General features: G+C 59.9%; 16 protein-coding genes. 8 read left to right on the top strand and 8 right to left on the bottom strand.

Features of this window, described 5'->3' with window-relative positions:
• Positions 1-39 precede the first annotated feature (39 nt).
• On the bottom strand, positions 40-903 hold the full coding sequence (locus AC3WP4_RS22155; RefSeq protein ID WP_074878496.1) for a LysR substrate-binding domain-containing protein: 864 nt from the start codon (positions 901-903) through the stop codon (positions 40-42).
• Positions 904-998: 95 nt separating this feature from the next.
• Here AC3WP4_RS22155 and AC3WP4_RS22150 point away from each other — a divergent pair, with 95 nt between their 5' ends.
• Entirely contained in the window at positions 999-1,910 is a 912-nt protein-coding gene (locus AC3WP4_RS22150) for a DMT family transporter (RefSeq protein ID WP_102616347.1), read from the top strand.
• Between the two features lie 96 nt (positions 1,911-2,006).
• On the opposite strand, the gene AC3WP4_RS22145 is transcribed toward AC3WP4_RS22150, so the two are convergent.
• The gene (locus tag AC3WP4_RS22145) at positions 2,007-2,237 is read right to left on the bottom strand and encodes a hypothetical protein (RefSeq protein ID WP_102616346.1); all 231 of its coding nucleotides are present in this window, start codon (positions 2,235-2,237) and stop codon (positions 2,007-2,009) included.
• Positions 2,238-2,329: 92 nt separating this feature from the next.
• A complete protein-coding gene (locus AC3WP4_RS22140; protein ID WP_074878501.1) occupies positions 2,330-3,043 on the bottom strand; it encodes a FadR/GntR family transcriptional regulator in 714 nt (237 codons plus the stop codon).
• A 285-nt stretch (positions 3,044-3,328) separates the two neighbouring features.
• Between AC3WP4_RS22140 and AC3WP4_RS22135 the strand changes: the two genes are divergently transcribed.
• The 3 genes from AC3WP4_RS22135 (at position 3,329) to ampC (ending at position 7,316) form a co-directional block, all read left to right on the top strand.
• Positions 3,329-4,675, top strand: coding sequence for an MFS transporter (locus tag AC3WP4_RS22135; RefSeq protein ID WP_074878502.1), 1,347 nt, complete (start codon positions 3,329-3,331; stop codon positions 4,673-4,675).
• A gap of 23 nt (positions 4,676-4,698) precedes the next feature.
• On the top strand, positions 4,699-6,042 hold the full coding sequence (gudD, locus tag AC3WP4_RS22130) for a glucarate dehydratase (protein ID WP_102616345.1): 1,344 nt from the start codon (positions 4,699-4,701) through the stop codon (positions 6,040-6,042).
• 116 nt (positions 6,043-6,158) lie between these two features.
• Positions 6,159-7,316 (top strand): class C beta-lactamase, encoded by a 1,158-nt coding sequence (gene ampC, locus AC3WP4_RS22125; RefSeq protein WP_371916937.1) that lies wholly within the window; start codon positions 6,159-6,161, stop codon positions 7,314-7,316.
• 79 nt (positions 7,317-7,395) lie between these two features.
• Here ampC and AC3WP4_RS22120 read toward each other — a convergent pair whose 3' ends face one another.
• Both AC3WP4_RS22120 and AC3WP4_RS22115 read right to left on the bottom strand, forming a co-directional pair.
• On the bottom strand, positions 7,396-7,764 hold the full coding sequence (locus AC3WP4_RS22120; RefSeq protein ID WP_102616343.1) for a DUF6124 family protein: 369 nt from the start codon (positions 7,762-7,764) through the stop codon (positions 7,396-7,398).
• A gap of 223 nt (positions 7,765-7,987) precedes the next feature.
• Positions 7,988-8,536 carry a DUF4174 domain-containing protein gene (locus AC3WP4_RS22115; RefSeq protein ID WP_102616342.1) on the bottom strand — a complete coding sequence of 183 codons (549 nt, stop codon included), beginning with the start codon at positions 8,534-8,536 and terminating at the stop codon, positions 7,988-7,990.
• 177 nt (positions 8,537-8,713) lie between these two features.
• On the opposite strand from AC3WP4_RS22115, the gene AC3WP4_RS22110 reads away from it, so the two are divergent.
• Positions 8,714-9,082, top strand: coding sequence for a VOC family protein (locus AC3WP4_RS22110; protein ID WP_074878512.1), 369 nt, complete (start codon positions 8,714-8,716; stop codon positions 9,080-9,082).
• Between the two features lie 42 nt (positions 9,083-9,124).
• Here the strand turns inward: AC3WP4_RS22110 and AC3WP4_RS22105 are convergent, their stop codons facing one another.
• Together AC3WP4_RS22105 and AC3WP4_RS22100 are read right to left on the bottom strand one after the other, a co-directional pair.
• Positions 9,125-9,910: a sulfite exporter TauE/SafE family protein gene (locus AC3WP4_RS22105; RefSeq protein WP_074878514.1), complete on the bottom strand. Its 786-nt coding sequence runs from the start codon at positions 9,908-9,910 to the stop codon at positions 9,125-9,127.
• A 207-nt stretch (positions 9,911-10,117) separates the two neighbouring features.
• A complete protein-coding gene (locus tag AC3WP4_RS22100) occupies positions 10,118-10,867 on the bottom strand; it encodes a hypothetical protein (protein ID WP_074878517.1) in 750 nt (249 codons plus the stop codon).
• 253 nt (positions 10,868-11,120) lie between these two features.
• Between AC3WP4_RS22100 and AC3WP4_RS22095 the strand changes: the two genes are divergently transcribed.
• The 3 genes from AC3WP4_RS22095 to AC3WP4_RS22085 all read left to right on the top strand — a co-directional run bounded on the left by AC3WP4_RS22095 (position 11,121) and on the right by AC3WP4_RS22085 (position 13,826).
• The gene (locus tag AC3WP4_RS22095; RefSeq protein WP_102616341.1) at positions 11,121-12,269 is read left to right on the top strand and encodes an aldose epimerase family protein; all 1,149 of its coding nucleotides are present in this window, start codon (positions 11,121-11,123) and stop codon (positions 12,267-12,269) included.
• Between the two features lie 235 nt (positions 12,270-12,504).
• Positions 12,505-13,326, top strand: a complete 822-nt coding sequence (locus AC3WP4_RS22090) for an aldo/keto reductase (protein WP_102616340.1) — start codon at positions 12,505-12,507, stop codon at positions 13,324-13,326.
• 29 nt (positions 13,327-13,355) lie between these two features.
• Entirely contained in the window at positions 13,356-13,826 is a 471-nt protein-coding gene (locus AC3WP4_RS22085) for a DUF1810 domain-containing protein (RefSeq protein WP_102616339.1), read from the top strand.
• Here the strand turns inward: AC3WP4_RS22085 and AC3WP4_RS22080 are convergent.
• Positions 13,791-16,151, bottom strand: coding sequence for a DNA polymerase II (locus AC3WP4_RS22080; protein WP_173860487.1), 2,361 nt, complete (start codon positions 16,149-16,151; stop codon positions 13,791-13,793). The two genes, AC3WP4_RS22085 and AC3WP4_RS22080, sit on opposite strands and share 36 nt — an antisense overlap.
• Positions 16,152-16,235 lie beyond the last annotated feature (84 nt).

Below are 16,235 nucleotides of genomic sequence, written 5' to 3'. Positions count from 1 at the left end.
ACCGCTATCGCGAGCAGGCTCACTCCCACAGGTAACGAGTCAGGCGAACTCTTCGCGCAACATCCCCACAAACGCCTCCCGCGCCGGGTGTACCCCGGCGTTTTCATGCCAGTAAAACAGGTTGTCGATCGCTGTCAGCTCGGGGAACTCATACCCCGCGCAACCTGCCCCTTTGGCGTACTGATCGAACACGCCTTTTGGCACCAGCGCGACACCCGCACCGGCACTGACGCAGCCGACAATCGCCCCGTAACTGGCCAGGCTGACAATCGGCAACGCCTGCCCCTGCCGCAGCAACCAATGCTCCAGCGCCGCCCGGTAGGGACAGCCCTGGGGCCACATGAACACGGTCTTGTCCTGCAAATCCGCGATGTCCCGTACCGGCCCCAGAGACTTCGAGGCGATCAACAGAAGCTCCTCGCGGTACATCGGCGTGCGCTTGAGGTGTGAGCGCTCGACATCCACCGCAACGATCGCGCCGTCGAGCCGGTGATTGAGCGTGTCGTCGAGTAATTGGCCCCAGGTGCCGGTGGTCAGTTCCAACGCAACGCCGGGGAAACGTTTGTGGAATTTCGCCAGCAAACGCGGCAATCGGCCGGTTGCCGACGACTCGATGGCGCCAATGCGCAACGGCCCGGAGGGCTCGGCCGAAGGGTCCACCGCACGCTTGGCCTCCGCCGTCAGGGCAAGAATTTTTGAGGCATATGCCAGGAAGGTTTGCCCCGCCGGGCTGATTCGCAGCCCTCGGCCCTCGCGCAGAAACAGCGCGACACCCAGCTCCGCTTCCAGGGACTTGAGCCGTGCCGTGATATTCGACGGCACGCAATGCAACAACTCGGCCGCCCGGGCGATGCTGCCGACCTCGGCAACGGTCTTGAACATGCGTATCTGTGCCAGCTCCATACATCACCTAAAGTGAAGAGTTGACGCACTATAAGTCAGTTGTGGAGAACAGTCAGGCTTCTGATACTGGGTGCATCCGCCTACAGGTCCCGATCATGAAGCTACTCACGCCCTCCCCCGGTTCGCCGGTCAAAATCTTCCTGGCCATGGCATTTGTGGTCGGCTGCTGGGGTTACTCACCGACTGGCATTCACATCGGTTTGCAGGCCTATGAGCCTGGTCATCTGGCCTTGCTGCGGTTTCTGCTGGCGTCGGCATTCATGGCGGTGGTCGCGGTGTTCCGAGGCATTAACCTGCCGAAAACTCGTGACCTGCCATTGCTGTTCGCGCTCGGTTTCTTTGCCGTGAGCCTGCACCATGTAGCGCTGAATTTCGGCCAGCAAAGTGTCAGCGCCGGCGCCTCCAGTGTGTTGGCGCAATCGACGCCGTTGTTCAGCACGTTGCTGGCGCGTTTCGTGTTCAAGGACCGGGTGAGCGCGTGGCGGTGGGGCTGCGTTTTTCTGGGGTTGATCGGCGTGGTGATTGTGGTGGCCGGGGATCATGGACTGGGGAGCATCGACGCCCATGGTGTGTTGATCCTGTTGGCCGCGGTGTCGTGGAGTTTCTACTTTGCCTTGCAGAAGCACTACTCGCGGCGCTACGACGGGCTGACGCTGGTGTGTTACACAGTCTGGTTCGGGACGCTGCTACTGTTGGTTTATCTCCCGGGGCTGGTGAGCCAGGTCATCACCGCGCCGGTTGAAGTGCAGCTGGCCGTCATTGGGCTGGGCATTTTCCCAAGTGCCCTGGCGTACCTGGCCTGGGCCTATGTGCTGACGCATGTGGATCTGAGCCGCGCGACGATGACGCTGTATCTGATTCCACCGACCGCCATGGCGATTGCCTCTTTTGCACTGGGCGAGCGGCCGACGTTGATGATCGTTGCGGGCGCACTGGTGGTGCTGGTCAGCGTGTTGGCATTGAATCTGGAGCGCAGGCCGGTGGTTGCTCGAGTCACCGAGGCCTGATCCGGACCTGTCGTGCACAAAAAAAACGGCGCAGCAATGCAAACTTTGTGTCGTTTCTTAACTGATTGGTATCAGGCGCAATGACCGGGTTTCTCTTTATCGCCTGTCATCGGACAGCGGAGTTGGTTCATCTGGCGGAGGCACGTCCTCGGCGGCATCAGGGTCCATCCAGTCTTCAGGTCGATCAATGTCGACCTCGGTCGGGTCCCGCGAAGGGTCCATGCCGGGTGGCGCGTCGTGGTCCATGCGCGGCTCGTCGGTACCGAAAATGGGTCGAGTGGGGTCGGTGTTGGGCGTTGCGCCCCGGAACATCGAATCGTTAGCCATGACGCACCTCACTGATGAGGACCAGCAAATCTGGGCCGTATTCGTTGGAATCAGGGCCGCGGATGCGGTGCTATCGAGTAGACAAACGGTGGTCAGCCATCGGCCGAAAACCGGTCGCGACTGTTGGTCAGATGCAGCCACATGGCCGCCCGCGCCGCATCCGGGTCCTGGCGTTTGATCGCATTGAGAATGGCCTCGTGCTCAAGGTTGGCCAGTTGCCCCAGCTTGCTCAAATCTACTGCGCCGCGCTCGGCGGCATTGACGCGGGTGCGCGGGATCATGGCGCTGCCCAGGTGCTGCATGATTTCGCTGAAGCACACGTTGCCGGTAGCTTCGGCGATCAGCAAGTGGAAACGCTTGTCGGCTTCGACGCAGCTGTCGTTGTTGGCCAGCAGGCTTTGATAGTCGTCCAGCGCTTCGCGCATCTGCGCCAATTGATGCTCGGTGCGACGGGTTGCCGCCAGTGCGGCGGCCTGGGTTTCCAGGCCCATGCGCAACTCCAGAATGCTGCGCACCCCCAGCGCGGTATCGACGTTCAACCGCAGCCCCTGTTCCGGTGCTCGCTCGATAACAAAGGTGCCGATGCCGTGGCGGGTTTCCACGAGACCGGACGCCTGCAATTTCGAGATCGCCTCGCGCACCACCGTGCGACTGACGCCGTGCTCCTGAACAATCGTGTTCTCGGACGGCAGCTTGTCACCGGGCAGCATCTGCCCGAGCAAGATGCTCTGGGTCAGTTTGGCGACCAGGTCATGGGCCAGGTTATGGGTGCGCTTGCGGGCAGGCGCGTCGAGGTCTTCTTGCATGGCGGTCATCCGGAAGCAGGGCTACCGGAATCGTAGCACTGCGCCGGGCGGGAATCTCAGCAAAAACGCGTCGACCAACTTGTATGACAACACTCAACAAATCGAGCCTAAACGACCGAAACAAAGCTCATCCACTCGGCAGAAAGACTAATAAATCCCCTGAATAACGCTATTTTGTTGGACGAAGGCACTTGCAGGACGAAAAAACGTAGTTGTATGATGTCTATCAACATCGCAACACCCAGTCACACCCCCGCATAAAAATAATCAGTGGGAGATAACGCAGTGAATACATCCATATCCGGGATGAACGATGGCGCCGATTCGGTCCTCAAGTCCGCCATCTCGAAAGTGAAACGCCATGTTCTGCCGCTGTTCGTGATCATGTTCATCGTCAACTACATCGACCGCGTGAACATCGGCTTCGTCCGCGCCCACATGGAACATGACCTGGGCATCGGCGCTGCTGCCTACGGCCTCGGCGCCGGTCTGTTCTTCATCGGTTACGCGCTGTTTGAAGTCCCCTCCAACATCCTCCTGCAAAAAGTCGGCGCGCGAATCTGGCTGACCCGCATCATGCTGACCTGGGGCCTGGTCGCCGCTTGCATGGCGTTCATCCAGAACGAAACCCACTTCTACATCCTGCGATTTCTGCTCGGCGTGGCCGAAGCCGGTTTCTTCCCCGGCGTGATTTACTACTTCACCCGCTGGTTGCCTGGCGTTGAACGCGGCAAGGCGATTGCCATCTTCCTCAGCGGTTCGGCGATTGCTTCGCTGATCTCCGGCCCGTTGTCCGGGTTACTGCTGCAAATCAGCGGTTTGGGCATGCACGGCTGGCAATGGATGTACTTCATTGAAGGGATGTTCTCCGTCGGGCTGTGCGTGTTCGTCTGGTTCTGGCTGGACTCCAAACCCCACGACGCCAAATGGCTGAGCCGCGCCGAACAAGACGCACTGGTCAAGGCCATCGACGACGAACAACTGGCCCGCGAAGCCGCGACACCGATCAAACCGTCGTTGGGCAAGCTGCTCAAGGATCGCCAGATCATCCTGTTCTGCCTGATCTACTTCTTCATCCAGTTGACCATTTATGCCGCGACCTTCTGGCTGCCGAGCATCATCAAAAAGATGGGCGACCTGAGCGACATTCAGGTCGGGTTGTTCAACTCGATTCCGTGGCTGCTGTCGATCGTCGGCATGTACGCCTTCGCTTCGCTGTCAGCCAAATGGAAGCATCAACAAGCCTGGGTCGCCGCGGCACTGCTGATCGCAGCAGCCGGGATGTTCATGTCCACCACCGGCGGGCCGATCTTCGCCTTCGTTGCGATCTGCTTTGCTGCGCTGGGTTTCAAATCAGCGTCGTCGCTGTTCTGGCCGATTCCTCAGGCCTATCTGGACGCACGGATCGCGGCGGGCGTGATCGCTCTGATCAACTCGGTGGGCAACCTCGGCGGCTTCGTCGCGCCGACCACCTTCGGTCTGCTGGAGGAACGCACCGGTTCGATTCAGGGCGGGCTGTACGGCCTGGCCGCGACCTCGATCATTGCCGCAATCATCGTCTTCGCCGCACGCAATAAACCGAAATCCGCACCTGCCGTTGCACTGGCCGAACAAGCGCCCAACCAAGCCTGAATATCCGTTTGAAGGACATGAAAATGAATGCACAAGAAACTGCCAAAGCCCCGGTCATTACCAGCATGCAAGTTGTTCCGGTGGCCGGCCACGACGGCATGCTGCTCAATCTGAGCGGCGCCCACGGGCCGTTTTTCACCCGCAACATCGTGATCCTCAAGGACAACGCCGGTCATACCGGCGTCGGTGAAGTGCCGGGCGGCGAGCGCATTCGCCAGACCCTCGAAGACGCTCGCTCGTTGGTGGTCGGCAGTCCGATCGGCACGTATCAGAAGATCCTCAATCAAGTGCGCCAGACCTTCGCCGATCGCGATGCCGGCGGTCGCGGGTTACAGACATTCGATTTGCGCATCACCATCCACGCCGTCACCGGCCTGGAAGCTGCATTGCTCGATCTGCTCGGCCAGCATCTGGATGTGCCGGTCGCGGCCTTGCTCGGTGAAGGTCAGCAGCGCGATGAAGTGAAGATGCTCGGTTACCTGTTTTATGTCGGTGATCGCAACGAAACCGACCTGGCCTACCGTAGCGAGCCGGATGCCGACAACAACTGGTTCCGCGTGCGTCACGAAAAAGCCATGACCGCCGACGCCGTGGTGCGCCTGGCTGAAGCCGCCCACGCGCGCTACGGTTTCAAGGACTTCAAACTCAAGGGCGGCGTGCTCAGTGGCGATCAAGAAATCGAAGCCGTCACCGCCCTGGCCGAACGCTTTCCCGACGCGCGCATCACCCTTGATCCGAATGGTGCGTGGTCACTCAAGGAAGCCATTCGCTTGTGCCGGGATCAGCATCACGTACTGGCTTACGCCGAAGACCCGTGCGGCGCGGAAAACGGTTATTCGGGCCGTGAAGTCATGGCGGAATTCCGTCGCGCCACAGGTCTGAAAACCGCCACCAACATGATCGCCACCGACTGGCGGGAAATGGGCCACGCGATCCAGTTGCAATCAGTGGACATTCCACTGGCCGACCCGCACTTCTGGACCATGCAGGGTTCGGTCCGCGTGGCGCAGATGTGCCATGAATGGGGCCTGACCTGGGGTTCGCACTCCAACAACCACTTCGATATTTCCCTGGCGATGTTCACCCACGTCGCGGCCGCCGCGCCGGGTGACATTACCGCCATCGACACCCACTGGATCTGGCAGGACGGCCAGCGCCTGACCAAAGCGCCGCTGCAAATCGTTGACGGTTGTGTGCAGGTGCCGAAGAAACCCGGGTTGGGTGTCGAACTGGACATGGATCAGTTGGCCAAGGCTCATGAGTTGTACAAAGGCATGGGATTGGGTGCCCGGGATGACAGCGTGGCGATGCAGTTTCTGATTCCGGGCTGGAAATTCGATAACAAGCGGCCGTGTCTGGTGCGTTGATTCAGCGGTCGCGCCTGGCCTGTTAGCAATCTTCCCGGCCCGCTTATGGGCGGCCGGGTTCAAAAACCGCTCGGAGCGTAGCGGTTAACCCCCTAAAATGGCGCGCAATCGAATCAATGACGGACCCAACCAACATGGACAGGCTGAAAATTCTCGCCGTTTGCGTGGCGCTGCTCGCCTCCGGCCAATGCGTCGCACAGGATCAAATCGAGACGGTGGTGAATGCCGCCGTACAACCGGTCATGCAAGCCCAGGCCGTTCCCGGAATTGCCGTGGCCGTGACCGTCAACGGAAAGCCGCATTACTTCAACTACGGGGTGGCGTCGAAAGAAAGCGCACAACCCGTCACCGAAAACACTTTGTTCGAGATCGGCTCGGTGAGCAAAACCTTCACCGCGACCCTCGTCGCCTACGCTCAGGCCACCGGCAAACTGTCCCTGTCGGACAAGGCCAGCAGCGTGCTGCCGGATCTGCGTGGCAGCGCGTTCGATAACATCAGCGTGCTGCAACTGGGCACCTACAGCGCCGGCGGCTTGCCGTTGCAATTCCCCGACGATGCCGACGCACCAGACAAGATGCTCGGCTATTTCAAGCAGTGGAAACCGACCTATGCCGCGGGCACCCATCGGCAGTATTCAAACCCTAGCCTGGGGTTGTTCGGCTACCTCGCCGCCCAGAGTATCGGCGCGCCGTTTGATGACGTGATGGAAAAAACCCTGCTGCCGAAACTCGGGCTCAAACACACCTACCTCAAGGTGCCGCAAGCTCAAATGGGGCTTTACGCCCAGGGTTACAACAAGGAAGACAAGCCTGTACGGGTTGGGCCGGGGGCACTGGATTCAGAGGCTTATGGCGTCAAAACCAGCGCGGCGGACCTGATTCGTTATGTTGAAGCGAACATGAAACCGGCCCGCCTTGAGGATCCGCTGCAGCGGGCCATCGCCGCGACGCATACCGGCTACTACAAAGTGGGCGATATGACTCAGGGGCTGGGTTGGGAGTTCTACCCCTATCCGGTCAGCCTCGATAAATTGCTGGCGGGTAACTCGACGCAGATGGCGATGGAGGCTCACGAAGTCCAGTGGCTGACCCCGCCGCAACCTCAACCGGAAAGCGTGCTGATTAACAAAACCGGTTCAACGGGCGGCTTCGGTGCCTACGTGGCGTACGTGCCGTCGAAAGACATCGGCATCGTGATCCTGGCCAACAAAAACTACCCGAACCCTGAGCGGATCAAGATTGCTCATACGATATTGAGTGCACTGGCCAAATAGCCAAGAGGCGCGACTTCTCGCAGCGGTAGACAAAATGGGCGACCCCTTTGAGGTCGCCCATTGTCGTTACTGCGTCAGCTCAATGCAGAGTCGGCGGCTGAGCGTCAGGTGCACCACTTCTCGGATCAAGATTTTCCCGCGCCTGATTCACCAACAACTCGGTGACCGCCGCCAATTGCTGGATCGACAGCAGCAGCTGGCGGTTCGAACCTTCCAGTTTTCCGGCAAAACTCGCAATCAGCACATTCAGGGAGGCAAGGTTTTCGCAGGCCTGATTCAGCAGGGTCAGCGTGTCGACACCAGGCGCAACAGTGAAAACCTGCCGGGTCGTGGGGGTACGCCTGGGGCTTTGGGTAACGGCGCCTTTTGCGGTTTCACACGGCTTCGCGGGATTGAGTTGATCGGCATCGTTTGGGGTTTGCGATGGATGCTTGCTGATCTTTTTCACAGACGAGGCTCCTTTTTGTGCCATTGGTGTTTACGTCCCTGGATCCCCCAGTGTCGCGGATTCCCACGTCCGACCGCTATTTCGCGGTGGCTGACGAAGGCTAGCCGTGCTCTCTGACAGAAACCAGTTCATAAACACCGACAGGACTTGCAGGAAACTTCCGAGACCAATGGAAATCGGTACATCGCCCCCCCGAAACACGCGTATTTTTTAGCCGCCGAGTTCAATCATCCGGCATTTCAGGCGGCTTGGCAGGCTTCGCCGGTTTGCCCGGTTTTGCTCCCTTGGCGCCCTTGGCCGGTTCGGCTTCCGTGACCGGCGGTGGTGTCGGCACTGTGGCTTGTTGCTCCGTCGCCGGCAATTGGTCGACGGCGGCGAAAATCTCCTTCAGCTCGATCGTTCCCGATTGCTCAAGTTTCTTTTCCCCGTCCTTGCCCACCAGGATGACTTTGCTCTTGGCGCCAGCCCCCAACTTGAGCGAACGGATCAATGCCGCCGTGTCTTGCGGCCCCAGGTCTTTGCCCTCGCGCTGGCCCATCAGATTAAGCACGGTGTACAGGACCATGTTTCGCTCGGTGAACCCCCTGCGATTGGCCGGTTCATCCAGCGACTTTTTCAGACTGACCCACGTGGGATCGACCGTGCTCGGCGCGATGACAATCAACGGCCGGGACCTGCCCTTGTCCATGTCCAGCGGTGAGCCGTCATCGGCAGCGAGCAAGGGGCCGGCGAAAGCCAGCAGGGTAGTCAGGGTCAATGACCTGATGAGCATGCGCATCTCCTTTTGATATCCACGCTCTAATGATTGCGCATCGCGGCGTTCGTTCCGGGTGACGCACGCAATATGTCTCGCCTGCCCCAAGCTTAGGTCAGGGCGGTCATTGCGCAACAGCCTGAGCTAATCTCATAAATCAATAACATCGCCCTGATCCGCCGTGAGGACCTCTGCATGAGCGCTCAGTTGAACCACACCATCGTCTGGTGTCGCGACAAGCAGATATCAGCCAACTACCTGGCAGACATCCTCGGCCTGCCCAGCCCCGAACCCTTCGGCCCGATGCTGATCGTCAAGTTCGACAATGGCGTGTCGCTGGACTTCTACGACAATGACCCGCCGATTGCCTCCCAGCACTACGCGTTTTTGATCGGTGACGAGGATTTCGATGCGGCCTTCGCCCGCCTGCAAGCCCGCCAGCAACCCTGGTGGGCCGACCCCGGCAAACAACGACCGAACGAGATCAACGATTACGGCGGTGGCCGGCGGGTTTACTTCGATGACCCGGACGGGCATCTGCTGGAAATTCTGACACGGCCCTGAGCGCGCCTGCCAAGCTGGTTTGTTTGTGCAACCGCGGCCCGATCAAAAGGCCAGTTTGTACCCGATCAGCACCAGCATCGTGGCCAGGCAAGGTCGCAGCACTTCATCGGAGATGCGGCCAGTGAGGTGGCTGCCCAGGTAAATCCCCGGCAGTGAACCGATCAGCAAGTAACCCAATACGTGCCAGTCCATGTTGCCCATGCTCGCATGGCCGAGGCCGGCCACCAGGGTCAGCGGTACGGCGTGCGCGATTTCCGTGCCCACCAGGCGGCGGGTCGGCAGCATCGGATAGAGAATGAACAACGCAACGGTGCCCAGGGCGCCGGCGCCGATGGAGGTCAGGGCAACCATGGTGCCGAGGACCAGGCCAGTGATCACGGTCAGCGCATTCAAGCGATTGCCGCTGGGGTTGTAATGACCGCCCGCGCGTTTGTGGGCGAAATCGAGCAGGCGCTTCTTGAAGAAAATCGCCAGCGCCGTGGCAAACAGGACAAAGCCCAAGGCCTGTTTGATGACCGCGTTCATCGCCTCCGGGGACGTTTGCAAGGTGCTCAGGAACCACAACGTCAGCGCCACCGCCGGCACGCTGCCGAGGGTCAACCAACCGGTGATGGCCCAGTCGATGTTCTTGTTCTTTCGATGAACCAGCACGCCACTGGACTTGGTAATCGCCGCGTACAGCAAATCCGTCCCCACTGCGGTGGCCGGATTGACACCGAACCACAACAGAATGGGGGTCATCAACGAACCGCCACCCACGCCTGTCATCCCGACAATAAAGCCGACCACCAGACCTGCCACGACTAAACCGAAATTACCGAATTCCATTAACACGCCCACAAAAACGCATGAAAAATCAGGCCCGCAGCATAGCGATTTTTCTTATAACCACTTATATCGATGCGAACTATCGTTATACCTAAAGCCCACACACGCTCCTGTGGGAGTGAGCCTGCTCGCGATGACGGACTCACAGCCAGCATCATTGCTGAATGTTAAACCGCTATCGCGAGCAGGCTCACTCCTACAAGGGGTTCACTGTACTGGCAGGAAATTGAGGAACAGCAAACTCTGCGCGTAATTCAAGCCGATCCGGCGGTAGCGCTCGTCCAGCATCTGCGTCAGCAGGTCCAGCCGGGCGACGATCTTGCCGAACTCCACGGCAAAACTCAGGTTGCTGCCCTCCTCCGAGATTTCGTTGGAAAACAGTAAAGGCTCGCCGTTCCTGTTTTGCCGCTGGCTGAGGATCCAGGTGGCTTTCTCGATGTTGCGGGCCGCATTGCTGACGAACGTGGGATTGATCGCATCCGTCATGTAGAACTCAAGCCGATTACCGTGAGCAGTGACGAGCATGCTGCCGATGGCATAGATGAAAGCACCGACCCGGTCGCCGAGAAACTCCGGGCTCATGGCATAGCTCAGCGCTGCCAGGTCTTTTTTGCCTCCCAGGGTCGGCAGCGGCTGTTGCTGTTCGATGGCCATGCGCACTTGTTTGCCCGCGGTGCGGGCGTCAAGGAAGCCGGATTTTTTCAACTCGTCCGGGTTGCGCAGGTAGAGCTTGCTCATCAGCAGGTAGAGGCTGTCGAGGTTGTCGCGCATCGCCAGGGTCGCCATGCGGTCGACGCTGGTCTGGAGGAATTCCTGGGGTTTGCCTTCGCGGAACTGGTTGACGATATCACTGCCCTGCTGCTGGCTGCACCCGGAGGCGGCGAGCATCGACAAGCAAGCCAACAGCAGGCAACGGCGGCGGATTCGCGGGGTGGTGCGGGGTAAAACTCGAGCCATGGGTTATCGAACTTGGGCATGGGCCGGCGGTGGGGATTCGCCGCAGGCTGGCCAAGGGTAGAGCCGTGAATCCTGGAAAAGTGCAGTGCCGACCGTCCGCAAGCGTTGGCACCCGTTAAGCGGCGCCATCAAATTAGTCATACTTTATAATTGCAACATCGCCTGCATAAGCTATAAATCCTTCCTTGCTCCTATTAAAAACCGATTAGTAGTATGACTACTTTGTCAAAAACAATAAAAAGGAAGGTCAACCATGCTTCAATCCCGATACCCGTTCTGCGCCCTTGGACTGTCACTGATGATCGCCACCCTCTCCGCCCAGGCTGCCGGCCTGTCCAGCGAACACAAGGCCTTTGGCAAAACCAATGACGGCACGCCCGTCGAGCAATACATCTTGCGCAACAGCCATGGGCTGACCGCCACGGTCATTACTTACGGCGGCATTTTGCAGTCGCTGAAAGTGCCGGACAAAAACGGAAAGTTCGACGATGTGGTGCTCGGTTTCGATGACGTGCAGGGCTATCAGAGCGGCACGGCGTATTTCGGTGCGACCATCGGGCGCTTTGGCAATCGCCTGGCCAACGGTGCTTTCGAACTGGACGGCAAGCGCTATCAGGTACCGCTCAACGACAGTTCCAATTCGCTGCACGGCGGCCCCCGGGGTTTTGACAAGCACGTCTGGAAAGCCCAGCCGAGCAACGGCAAGGATTCGGTCGGCGTGACCCTGACCTACCTGTCGGCGGACGGTGAAATGGGCTTCCCCGGCAACCTGAAAACCGAGGTCACCTACAGCCTCAATGAGCAAAACGAGTTGCGCATCGACTACAAGGCTTCCACCGATAAAGCCACGGTGTTGAACCTGACCAATCACAGCTATTTCAACCTGGCCGGCGCCGGTAACGGTGATGTGCTGAAACAGCTCGCCACCCTGCACGCCAGCCATTACACGCCAGTCACCGGCAAGCTGATCCCTACCGGCGAACTGGCCCCGGTGGCTGGCACACCGATGGACTTCACCCAGCCGACCGCCATTGGCAAGCACATCAAAGCCGATCACCCTCAGTTGAAATTTGCCGAACCGAAACAGGGCGGCTTCGATTTCAACTGGGTGCTGAACGCCGCAGGTGATGTGGGCCAACTCGCCGCCGAGGTCAGCGATCCGCAATCCGGTCGTCGCTTGCAGCTCTACACCACCGAGCCTGGTGTGCAGTTCTACACCAGCAACTTCCTCGATGGTTCGGTCAAGGGCAAGGCTGGCAAGGTCTACCCGCACTGGGGCGCGTTCACGCTGGAGACCCAGCACTACCCGGATTCGCCGAATCAGCCGAACTTCCCGTCCACGCGCCTGGACCCGGGCAAGACCTATGCCCAGAGCACGGTGATGAAGTTTTCTACCCAGTAAGGCCCAATGCGATCATGTAGCAGCTGCCGAGCCTGCGAGGCTGCGTCCGAGGACGAAGTCCTCGCAACTCCTGCGCACGCGGTATTCCTGAAACACCTCATTGTTTGATTCGGCGACTGCTTCGCAGCCGAACGCAGCCTCGCAAGCTCGACAGCTGCTACAGGTCGATGGAACCACCGGGGTATTCTGTTGCCAACCGAAGGAGTACTCATCGATTCAAAATAAGGAGATTTGAATGCGCACCCTCGAACTGGCCGGCGTCAACGTACCGGTGATCGGCCAAGGCACCTGGCGCATGGGCGAAGACCGTTCCCGGCATACCCAGGAAGTGGCGGCATTGCGCCTGGGTATCGAACTCGGCATGACCCTTATCGATACCGCTGAAATGTACGGCGAGGGCGGCGCTGAGGAAGTGGTCGGTGAAGCCATCACCGGCAGACGTGATGAAGTGTTTCTGGTCAGCAAGGTCTACCCGCACAACGCCAGCCGCAAAGGGATTCCGCTGGCGTGCGAACGCAGCCTGCGGCGGCTGGATACCGATTACATCGATCTTTACCTGCTGCACTGGCGCGGCCAGTACCCCCTCGAAGAAACGGTCGAAGCCTTCGAACGCCTGCGGGTCGAAGGCAAGATCGGTCGCTGGGGCGTTTCCAATTTTGATGTCGATGACCTCCAGGAACTGGCCTCATCGGCCTGTGCCACCAACCAGGTGCTCTACAACCTGGAAGAGCGCGGCATCGAGTTTGATCTGCTGCCCTGGAGCCGCCAGCATCGAATGCCGCTCATGGCCTACTGTCCGATCGGTCAGGGTGGGCCTATGCTGGACCATATAACGCTCAAGCAAATAGCCGCCCGTCACCGTGTGACGCCGGCCCAGATAGCGCTGGCATGGATGCTGCGTAACGAAGGCGTGATCGCCATCCCCAAAGCGGTCCGCCCCGAGCACCTGCAACTCAATGCGCAAGCGGCGCAATTGCAACTGGAGGCTGGGGATCTGGAGGCGCTGGAACAGGCGTTTCGCGCGCCACAACGCAAACAGCGATTGGCCATGGTCTGAGCCATCGCAGTCTGTCAGAGGGCTTCGGCATGAGAAGCACTGATCAGGACGATTCCTTTAATCTGCAACGCTTTATCCAGGCACAGGACCCGGTGTACAAACGGGTCCAGGCCGAGCTGAACGCCGGCCACAAGCGCAGTCACTGGATGTGGTTCATCTTTCCGCAATTCGCAGGTTTGGGCGGCAGCGAGATGTCCCGCCACTTTGCCATTCGTTCCAAAGAGGAAGCCGCGGCATACCTCAATCATCCGCTGCTGGGTTCACGGTTGCGCACCTGCACGCAATTGGTGCTGAACATCGAAAAAAGCTCGGTCGCCGGCATATTCGGCCATCCCGACGATCTCAAGTTTCACTCTTCCATGACGCTGTTCGCCCAGGTTGCCGGCGCTAACAGCGACTTTCATCGAGCACTGGACCAGTATTTCCACGGCATCCTGGATGACTGGACGTTGTTGCTGCTGGACTCAAAACAGGCCCAACTGCCCACCAATCAACGTTGAAAAGTCGTCGTCCACGAAGGGCAGAATGGCGTCCGCCACCGGTTGCAGCTGGCGGGTGACGTAGTGGTCGTAGTCGATGGGCGCGCTGCGGATTTCCAGCGGCTCGGGCCCGGCGACGGTGATCACGTAACTGATCCAGCCACCGTTCTGGTATTGCCGCGGACGGCCCTGCAGGTCGTTGTACTCATCGGCAATCCGCGCGGCACGCACGTGGGGCGGCACGTTGCGCTGATAGTCATCGAGGGTGCGGCGCAGGCGCTTGCGGTAGATCAGGCGATCGTCGAACTCCCCCGCCAAGGTCTTGCGCACGTAGTCGCGCACATACTCCTGATAGGGTTTGCGATTGAAGATGCGCAGGTACAGCTCCTGCTGGAATTGCCGGGCCAGCGGCGACCAGTCGGTGCGCACGGTTTCCAGGCCTTTGTAGACCATTTCGTCGGTGCCATCGGCGCGGGTCACAAGCCCGGCATAACGCTTCTTGCTGCCCTCCTCGGCGCCACGAATGGTCGGCATCAGAAAGCGCTTGTAGTGGGTTTCGAACTGCAACTCCAACGCACTTTCCAGACCGTATTGCTGCTGCACATGCTCGCGCCACCACTGGTTGACGTGATCCACCAGCGCGTGGCCGATCTGTGCGGCTTCTTGCTGACCGTGGGCACGACGCAGCCAGACGAAGGTCGAGTCGGTGTCGCCGTAAATCACCGTGTGGCCTTGGGCTTCGATCAGCTGTCGCGTACGCAGCATGATTTCGTGACCGCGCAGCGTGATGGACGATGCCAGGCGTGTGTCGAAGAAGCGGCAACCGCTGGAACCGAGCACGCCGTAAAAGGCGTTCATGATGATTTTCAGGGCCTGGGACAGCGGCGCATTGTGTTCGCGCTTGGCGGTTTCACGCCCTTCGGCGACCCGGGCGACGATGGCGGGCAGGCAATGCCGGGTTCTGGAAAAACGCGCACCGCGAAAGCCTGGCACCGACTCGCTGTCATCCGGATGTTTAAGGCCCTCGATCAAGCCCACCGGGTCGATGAGAAAGGTACGGATGATCGACGGATAGAGGCTTTTGTAGTCGAGCACCAGCACCGATTCGTACAGGCCCGGTTGCGAGTCCATGACAAACCCGCCGGGGCTGGCTTGCGCAGGCTTGTTCCCAAGGTTCGGCGCGACGAAACCCTGGCGGTGCATCAGCGGCATGTACAGGTGCGTGAACGCCGCCACCGAGCCGCCGCTGCGATCCGCCGGCAAACCGGTGACGCTGGCCCGTTCCAGCAGAAAGGTCAGCAGCTCGGTCTTGGCGAAAATCCGCGTTACCAGCTCGCAGTCTTTGAGGTTGTACTTGGCCAGGGCCGGTTTGTCCTCGGCGAACATGCGGTTGATTTCGTCCATGCGCTGGTACGGGTTGTCGATCGACTTGCCCTCGCCAAGCAGGGTTTGCGCGACGTTCTCCAGGCTGAACGAGGGGAAACTCCAGGTCGCCGAGCGCAGGGATTCGATGCCGTCGATGATCAGCCGGCCCGCGGCCGAGGCGAAGTAATGGGTGCGGCTCCCGTGTTCGCGCCACTGCATTTCTTCGCCGCCACGCCCCAGTTTCAGCGGCACCGCCAGCCGCCGGGCATGTTCGTGAAGCACGCGCAGGTCGAACTGTACGACGTTCCAGCCGATGATCGCGTCGGGGTCGTGGCGGGCGAACCATTCGTTGAGTCTTTTCAGCAGCAGGGTTCGGGAATCGCAGTATTCGAGCTGGAAATCCACCTCGCTGCCGTCGCCATTGGGCGGCCCGAGCATGTAGACCTGGCGTTCGCCGCAGCCTTCCAGGGCGATGGAGTACAGCTCGCCCTGAGCGGTGGTTTCGATGTCCAGGGAGACCAGCCTGAGGCTAGGGCGATAGTCGGGGTCGGGTTTCATCTGGGCATCGAGCAGCAGGCCCTCGGCGTTCGGCGTGCCACTGAACCGGACCGGCGCGGTGATGAAACGCTCCATCATGTAGCGTTCCGGCGGGCGCACATCGGCTTCGAACACGTCGACGCCGGCCTTGCGCAGTGCGGTTTCAAGACGCATCAGTTGACCGTGCTGCTGGCAGTACAGACCGAGTACCGGGCGGTGCTCGAAATCCAGTAACGCCAACGGCCGCAGCTCGACGTTCTTTTCGCCGCGCAGCAACGCTTCAGCCTGATCGCGCTGGGCGGCGGGAATGAACGCCACCGAGGGTTGATGAGGCAGGCGGATCCGCTGGGGACCGGTGTCGGTCGCCAGCCAGAACTCGACTTCCGTACCGGCCGGGGTATCGCGCCAATGCCGGGTCAGGACGAAGCCCCGCTGTAAATCCACCACTGCAACCTCAAGATTTGATTCAAGGCGCAATTCTACGCGTCATCGAAGGCGATAGCCCTCTCTGCGAGGTGGACGCAATGC

It is taken from the genome of Pseudomonas sp. FW305-20 (genome assembly GCF_058788075.1).
The sequence above is the reverse complement of the archived record's forward strand: the minus strand, read 5'-3'. Positions and strand labels throughout refer to the sequence as shown.